The sequence below is a fragment of the Streptomyces sp. NPDC002265 genome, assembly GCF_040296125.1.
GTDB lineage: Bacteria > Actinomycetota > Actinomycetes > Streptomycetales > Streptomycetaceae > Streptomyces.
Map to the genome: position 1 here is coordinate 1 of NZ_JBEOWS010000404.1, position 8209 is coordinate 8209.

At 69.7% G+C, this 8209-nt stretch carries 4 protein-coding genes and 2 pseudogenes; 3 read left to right on the top strand and 3 right to left on the bottom strand.

The features are described from left to right. Positions 1-420 (top strand): annotated as a pseudogene (locus ABT085_RS40630) (hypothetical protein); the annotation flags it as partial. On the opposite strand, the gene ABT085_RS40635 reads toward ABT085_RS40630, so the two are convergent. Beyond that, the gene (locus tag ABT085_RS40635; protein ID WP_351620344.1) at positions 410-2938 is read right to left on the bottom strand and encodes a PKD domain-containing protein; all 2529 of its coding nucleotides are present in this window, start codon (positions 2936-2938) and stop codon (positions 410-412) included. The pseudogene ABT085_RS40630 and the gene ABT085_RS40635 overlap by 11 nt on opposite strands. A 301-nt stretch (positions 2939-3239) precedes the next feature. Between ABT085_RS40635 and ABT085_RS40640 the strand changes: the two genes are divergently transcribed. Next, positions 3240-4448: a helix-turn-helix domain-containing protein gene (locus tag ABT085_RS40640; protein ID WP_351620347.1), complete on the top strand. Its 1209-nt coding sequence runs from the start codon at positions 3240-3242 to the stop codon at positions 4446-4448. Between the two features lie 276 nt (positions 4449-4724). Then, positions 4725-6560 (top strand): RAD23 family protein, encoded by a 1836-nt coding sequence (locus ABT085_RS40645; RefSeq protein WP_351620350.1) that lies wholly within the window; start codon positions 4725-4727, stop codon positions 6558-6560. A 111-nt stretch (positions 6561-6671) separates the two neighbouring features. Here ABT085_RS40645 and ABT085_RS40650 read toward each other — a convergent pair whose 3' ends face one another. Further along, positions 6672-7397, bottom strand: a complete 726-nt coding sequence (locus ABT085_RS40650; protein ID WP_351620353.1) for a type II toxin-antitoxin system PemK/MazF family toxin — start codon at positions 7395-7397, stop codon at positions 6672-6674. 227 nt (positions 7398-7624) lie between these two features. After that, a pseudogene (locus tag ABT085_RS40655) lies at positions 7625-8209 on the bottom strand (hypothetical protein); the annotation flags it as partial.

Consider the following 8209-nt stretch of genomic DNA (forward strand, 5'->3'; position numbering starts at 1 on the left):
AAGATGCTCGCCACCGGATACGCGGCCGGGGCCGGCCGCGAGGCGCTGGCCGCCGCGCTAACCGGCGCCGTCGGCGACGGCGCGGGCCTGGAACTGCTGTCCTACCTCGAACACCTCGACCTGCCCGACCCCGACCGGGTGCTCGCCGATCCGGACGCCTTCGCCCTGCCCGACCGCGGCGACCGGCAACTTGCGTTCCTCATCGCGGTGGTCGCCGCGATCCAGAGCGACCTCACCCGGCCCCGCTGGGAGGCCGGCTGGACCGTACTGGCCAAGGCCGTGGACGCGGGCGTACCGGACGTGGGGGGGCGGGCCGCCCCCCCCCCCGCCCCCCACCCTGTGTTCTCGTTCGGGCAGCCCAGTCAGACTTCACGTCGTTCCGGTCCCGGCAGAGCCGGGATTGCCTCGCTTACTTCCTGACGGTGAAGTACTGCCAGGAGCTCCAGGTGTTGAGGTCGGTGTTGTCCTTGGTGCTGTGGACGTATTCGGCGGCCATCCGGTATTTGCCGTTGATCGCGCCGCTGGTGAGGGTCCGCTTCAGGTATCCGGTGCTTGTGGAGCTCAGGGTGTGGCAGGAGGAGGTGGACTGGGTGTGCCAGGCGCCGCTGTAGTACTTCTGCAGCCGGAAGATCAGGCACTGGCCGGCCTTGTTGGGCGTGACCGCGGCGTTGAACTGGGCCTTCGCGGTGTGGTGGTAGACGCGGTAGCGGGTGCTGCCGTAGTAGGTGCTGGTGTAGTAGCCCGACTGCGACTCCGCCACCCTCGCATAGCCGTAGGCGGTCCTGGACGCCGTCGCTGGGGCGTACTCGAGGTCGCCGGAGAAGGCGGTGGTGAAGACGGTGTTCCGGGTGACCTTGTACGAGGCCACCAGGTTGCCGTGGCTGTCCACTGTGCCTGTCTTGACCAGCGTCTTCGTACCGCCGTACGGCTGAGCGTAGATCGAGACGGTGCGGTTGCTGTACGTCGGGCCGAGGTGCGCAGTGACCGTCGCCGTCGCGCCGTACGCATACGAGGAGGCCTTGGTGGTCAGCGACAGGGCCGTGCTGAAGCGGATCGTCGGGACGGTCATCGAGGTGGTCGTGGACGCGGTGTTGCCGGCCCAGTCCGTCTCGGTGAGCCTGACCGTGTAGGTGCCGGGCTTGGCGTAGGTGTGGGTGTCCGTAGTGGTGGTGCCCTCGTCGACGGGCGCGCTGCCGTCACCGAAGTCGATCTTGCGGTTGGTGATGGCCCACGCATCGGTCGAGGCGGAAGTGTCCGCCGTAACGGTCAGCCAGCCGATGGCAGAAGGAGGTGTGGTCAGCTTCAGCGCCGGTACCAACGGGGCGGGCTCGTTGACCCAGACGTGACCGATCCGGGGCACTAGCGTCCGGGTGGCGGTCGTGGCAATCACGCTCACCGTGTAGTAGCCGTTGGCAGGCCGCGCGGTGTAGGTGTGCTGTGCGCTCGGCGTGGTGGTGACCACCGGTGCGCTGCCGTCACCGAAGTCAAAGGTGTAGGACTCCACCGGCGTGGACCACGGGTTCAGCTCCACGGCGGTCACCGTGACCGGCAGCGGGTACGGCCCCTGATCCGGGGTGACCGTGACCGAGCTGATGTTGTACGGGTCCTGGAACTCGCCGACGCCGCGATCCCGGAAAGTGACGGTTCCCGCCCCCGTGTCCGCCACGAGCGGGTCGTCGACAGAGGTGTATCCGTACAGGTCGGTGGGCAACTCGCCGGGAGCGTCGGCATCAGCCGAGTCACGGGCCGGACTACTGTCCGACGCCAAGTCTGGCTGCGCCACGAGGTCGTGGCCGCCTTGGCCGGTCGCCGCCAGCAGCGATTCAGGGTCGGCGTACGAGACTCCGGCCCAGTCGTACGGTGCGGCGCCGGACCCCGGCGGCTGGATCAGGTTGTAGTCACTGATGGTCTGCGGGGCCGAGTCCGACGAAATCGAGATCTTCGCGTGTGCTGCGGGGGCCGACGCACACAGTTTGTCGTCGCCGATGCCATCCGCCAGGATGTTGTTCTCGAGGGTGGAACCTGTCGAGGCGCCAGCCAGTGCGATCTGGGGAGTGCAGTCGCCGGAGATGCTGTTGCTGGTCACCACAGTGCCCGGCGCGTCCGTCGCAAGTACGGCGCTGCCCCCGTAGCCGCTGAGCCAGTTGGTCGTGATCACCGTACCGGTGACGTCGGGCGCGACAAGGACCTCCTCCGCCGCGGAGCCGTACATCTGGTTGCGGCTGACCGTCACGTCACTGCTCTGACCGGTGATCCTGATGCCGGGGGTTCGACTCCCGGTGCCCTGGATGTCGATACTGGGGACCCGGTTCTGGTCGATCGTGATGCGGCTCGAATCGGTGACGACTACGTCCTCGGCATTGCTGGACATGGAGAAGCCGCGGATGACAATGTCGTGTGCTCCTGAGACCGTAAACGCGTGAGGGTCGCCATGGACGAACGCCGCCCCCCTCTTGGCCGCAGTAAAGGTGATCGGCGCATCCGGGGTACCCGACCGTGTGATGTCCACCTCGCCCTTGTACGTACCGCCCGTGACCTCGACGGTCTGTCCCGGCTGTACGGCCGCCGCAGCGGTCTGCAGAGTGCAGTAGGGCTGATCCTGGGTGCCAGACCCGGCGTCTGAGCAGTTGGCCCGAGTTGCGTTGTTCACGTAAAGGGTGTCCGGGGCCGCGACGGCAGGCTGCACGCACACGGCCGTCCCGCCGGCCAGGGCAATGACAGTGAAGGCCGCCAATGGCCGTATTCGCACGAAGAACTCCAAAGCGCAGCGTTGATCATTACGGGTAGCCGGCACCCTACGCCCACGCACCGCAGCGCCACCACAAGCGCAGCGCACTGACAACGGTCTTGTACGTGATTGACCGTTGAGCGGTGCGTGTCCGACTGCGTGACAACGCCGACGGACACCGGCGGACGAGCACGGACGTCTGCGGACCATCGGCGCAGGTGAGAAGCACACCGACCCTAGGCAGCGCCCCCGTACAACTTGCTTCGGGACGAAGAGGTCGTGGGTTCAAATCCCGCCACCCCGACAGCCGAAACAGCAGGTGAGGCACCTCCCAGATCTGGGAGGTGCCTCACCTGTTTCTGTATGCGTGTTCATGCTTCGGGGGTCCTGGAACCATTCCCCGCGTATCGGTGTGCAGGTATGAGGGGGAGCGCCGGGGGTGCCGTGCCCCATCGGGGCCGGCCCGTGCGGGACGGCATGCGGATACGGGTACGGGGCGGGTACGGGCCAGATGGATTCGATCCACGATGACGCAGACGACGTCGCGGAGTTCGCGTTATCGCTGACGCGGCTGAAGGAGCGCACCGACCGCAGCTACGCGGCACTCGCCCGCCGGGTGGGCGTGCACGCCTCCACCCTGCACCGCTACTGCTCCGGGGAAGCGGTCCCGCAGGACTTCGCCGGAATCGAGCGGTTCGCCGCGCTCTGCGGGGCCTCCCCCGAAGAACGTATGGAACTGCACCACCGGTGGGTCATGGCCGACGCGGCGCGGCAACGGTCACGCCTGTCCCCCGCCCGGCAGGCAGCGGCCTCGGGCGCCTCCGCAGGCGATGGCGTACCGGCCGTCGCCGCGAGCGGCAGCGGTCCTGCCGTGCAGGCGCCAGCGCCGGTCCCGCCGGCCGGCCGGCGCCCCGAGCCGGTCTCGTCGCCCCGGCCTCGGCTCCACGGCGGGCGTCCCCGACGGCGGCCCGTGCGGTCGGCGGCACTGGCGGTCTCGCTCGTCGCCGCGCTCCTCGGCCTCACCGCATCCGCCACCGCACCCCCCTCCGCGTCGGCCCCGCTCACTTGGACCGTCAACTCGCACACAACCGGACTCTTCGGCTGCGGCGAGTCCTATGTCGTCGCCAAGCCGCCGCGGCAGGTCCCGCCGCCGCCGTACCCGGAGGACATCGCGGCGTGGGCCGTCTCCCAGCGGGCGGTGCACGGGGGCACCACCGGCGTACGGATCACGGTGCAGGGACGCGGCTCCGCCGCCGTCGTCCTGGAAGCCCTGCACGTGCGCGTGGTCGGCCGTGTCACCCCCGCCTCCGGCCGGGGCAGCGTCTACTCCCTGAGCGACGGCTGCGGCGCCTCCATCGTCCCCCGCTTCTTCTCCGTGGACCTCGACGCGCACCAGCCCCTGTCCCGTCCGATGCCCGGCGACAACAACGGGGTGGGCGCGCCGATCCCCGCGTTCGACTTCCCCTACCGGGTGTCCCTGCAAGAGCCCGAAGTCCTGGTGGTCTCCGCGTCCGACGAGTCCTGCACCTGCGACTGGTACCTCGACCTCGACTGGTCCTCACAGGGCCGCACCGGCACGGTCCGCGTCGACGACCACGGCCGCCCCTTCCGCAGCACCAGCACCATCGGGATGCCGGGCTACCGGTACGACCGCATCTATCACCACCCCGGCAGCTGGGTCCGGATGCCCGCCGCCGACATGGCGGCGGGCGGCGACTGACGGAGCGGCTGACGGGGCGATCGCCGAACGCGCCCACCAGCGCCCCACGGACCTGCCAACGACCTTGCAGGTAAGGCCAGATGGGGTCATCGGCCGGTTCCGAAAACCCGTTGCCTGCATGTCAGTGGCAGGCACTAGAGTTCGATCCGTTGCGTCATGTTCACAGCAACCGCACAACGAAGCGCGGCCGGCCTCCGCACACCCGGGGCAGCGTGGCAGCGCCATTCCCGTGGGGGGAATCCAGCAGTGAGAACACGCTCTTTGGTGTCGGCGGCCGTGTCCGCCGCACTGGGCGCCGCGCTCCTCGCGGCGCCCGCGTCGGCGTACGCGGCCGACGGCGACACGCCGGGGCAGGACCCGGCGGCCGCCGCGACCGCGAGCCCGACGGCCGATCCCACGTCGGCGGACACGCCCACCGGCACCCCGTCCGACACTCCGTCCGGCAACCCGACCGGCACTCCTTCGGAGACCCCGGCCCCGGCCGACCCGCCCGTCGGCGAACCGACGGACACCCCGGCCCCCGCCGACCAGACCCCGTCCGACCCGCCCTCGGGCGACCCCGCGCCCGCCGACGGCACCGGCGGCGCCCCGGTGTTCGGCGACGTCGGCTCCGACCCTTCCGACACCGGCTTCCTGACGGTCGCCGTCACCTCCGACTCGGCGGTCACCGAGGTGTCCGCCGACCTGACCGCGCTGCGCGGCGCCGGCCCGTCGACCGTCACGGTCACCGGCTTCACGCTCGTCTCCGGCACGCCGCAGGACGGCGTCTGGCGCTCACCGCGCATGTCGCAACTGCCCTCTTACGGCAGTTACGACGTGACGGTCAGCGCCCAGGACAGCGACGGCGACAGCACCTCCTCGGCGCACGCCACCACCGTGGACGTCGAGCCGAAGCCGGTCTTCGCCGACCGCAGCATCAGCCCCGACGTGCTGGACGCCGAGCACCGGCACATCACGCTCAGCGGCCGCATCTCGCTCTTCGACCCGATCACCGGCGACACCGCGCCGCTGGCCGGCAAGCCGCTGAGCCTGACGGCCGAGTACGCCTACAACGCCGTCACCGCCGCCGACGGCAGCTACGCGATCGACGTGGCGCCGAGGCCGGACGGCTCGTCCGTGCCGGTCTCCCTCTCCTTCTGGATCGCCGATCCCGACGGCACTAACACCTATGTGGTCGTCGACTCGAAGACCCTGCCGGTCGTGGTCAGCCCGAGCCGGATCCGGCTGGACCACCCCAGCGTGCGGATCAACTACGGCGTCAAGGTGTCCACTTCGGGTGTCGTGGAGTACCTGTACGACGGCACCTGGCGCCCGGCCAAGGGCGTCGCGCTCGAGATGGGCTACTACGCCGAGGCGACCAGCGGTGCCGACGGGCGCTTCGCGCTCACCTACCCGTACCTGCCGTCCGACGACGGCACGTTCACGGTGGAGACCAGCCCGGTCGGCTACCTCGCCGACCCGTATCTGACCGCCTCGCAGGCGCAGCTCAAGGTCGACGTCGTCAACCGGACGCACATCTGCTTCTGTTCGAGCTGGCTCGACGAATACTCCAACCTGCACATCCAGGGCAGCATGGGCAGCAGCAACGGCAAGGTGCCGCCGAACCGGAAGCTGTACCTCCAGCAGTCGGCCGACGGCAGGACCGGCTGGAAGACGCTCGGCTGGTTCAACACGAAGGCCGACGGCACCTTCAACCTCGACGGGTACGTGGCGGTGCCGAAGGGCTACTGGCGGCTGTACTCGGCGGGGTCCTCGGACTACCAGCCCGGCTACTCCAACTCCGTGCACTTCAACCGCACGGCCACCCGGATCACCGGCTTCAACGCGGGTCCGGAGCCGGTGCGCAAGGGTCACACCGTGACCACCACCGGCACCTTGCAGCGGCTGAGCGGCACGAAGTGGGTGGCGTTCGGCAAGCAGCGCGTCTACATCCTCTTCCAGGCCAAGGGCAAGAAGTCCTGGACGGCCCTGGGCACCGTCAAGAGCGACTCCCACGGCCGCTTCACCGCCCGCTTCACCGCGAAGCAGGACGGCACCTGGGTCGCGGTCTACCTCGCGTCCGGCTCCTACGTGGACGCCGAGAGCTACCACGACTACGTGGACGTGCGCTGAGCAACCCTGGCCTACGACCACAGAGAAGGGCGCCCCGGAAACCTCCAGGGCGCCCTTCGCCGTCACCGGGACCGCGGGCCCGGTCCCCCGCCGGGGCCGGGCCGGTCGTGTTCAGGACCAGGCGGAGGTCTCGTTGGTGTGGAGGCCGCACAGGCGGGCGAACTCCTGGTGCGGCAGGGCTCCGCCCGGGCGGCGCAGGTCGGCGAGCGAGACGGTGCGGGTCCTGATGTACTCGGCCCAGCTCTGCCTGCCCTGCGCGTCCCAGGTGGAGGCGCACTCCAGGCGGGTGAAGCCGGGGCGGTCGTCCTTGTCCTTGCTGGTGACGTAGAACGCCTCGACGGAGCCGGAGTGGACGGACCTGATGACGACCGGCCGGTCCTTGCTCGTCCCGTCGTCCTCCTCGAAGGGGACCTCGGCCCACCAGACCTGGCCCGCCTGGACGTTCGGGGCGGTGCCGCGGTTGCGGAAGAGGTACCAGAGGTACAGCGGGACGGCGACGAGCGCGAGGAGGATCGCCACCACGCCGAGCTGGCCGGCTATGAAGAAGAGCGGGATCATGAGGACCACGGCCAGGAGGTCCCGGACGACCGGCTGGAGGGTCGCGGGAAGCTTCCAGCTGACGGCCTTGGCGAACCGCCACCAGACGTACGCCGCGGCGGCGTAGGCGGGCACCGAGAGGAACGGGAGTATCCGGTCCCCGTGGGGGTCGGGATCCAGGAACAGGGACGCCACATATGCCGCCGCCAGGGGCCACACGAGGTGGATCGCCCAGGTGAGGGGCCGGGTGCTGCTCGGGGCGAGGAAGTTGCCCAGGTACGTCTTGAGCTTGTGAAGCATGAGGCTCCCGTCTTGCCGGCCGTTCCCGTTCGAGCCGGGTCGGCCCGTGTGGATGGTGCTCCGTCACCAGAGCACGCAGCGGGTGCCGTCCGCCTTGCGAGCGAGATCGACTTGCGCATCCCGCTGCAAGATCGCGAGCATAAGGAGATTCACGTCCTGCACACAACCCCTCCACATTTACCCCATGAACTCGCCTTCGTTCCGGCGTCGTTCGGATACGGAGGGACTCAGCGGGCCGCGCTCTCCGGTTCGTCCGTCGCCGAGGGGTGTACGTACCTGCCCGGGTCGAACGGGGTGAACCAGGACCGGAAGGACATGGGGGCGGCGGCCGGTGCGGCCCCCGGGGCGGTTTCGTCCGTGCCGTGCAGCGAGCCGTCGTAGAGCCACTCGTGGTCCATGTCCTCGTAGACATTGCCGGCGAACGTGTCGAGGGCGGCCGCGACGTCGTCGTCCAGGAGACCGTGCAGTTCCAGGGTGGTGATCGTCTCGCTCAGCAGGAACCTCAGGGCGAGTTCCTCGGCGACGCAGCTGAGCCGCTGGAAGCTGCCGTCGGTGAAGCGCGTGGTCATGGCGATGACGGTCACCAGGAAGCGGCGGGCGAAGTGGGCGTCGTACCGGAGCGCATAGCGGTCGGGCAGGCGCTCCAGATGCCACAGGGGCCCCTCGCACTCGGCGACGGTGGCGTCCTCCTGGGTCAGGACCTGCAAGTCCTGGAACAGGCCGTCCACCAGGATGTCGGTCGCGTGGACCAGGGCGCCGGCGGCGAGCCGGGCGCTCTCCGCGGGGACCGCGTGGTCCCCGGGGAGCGCGCG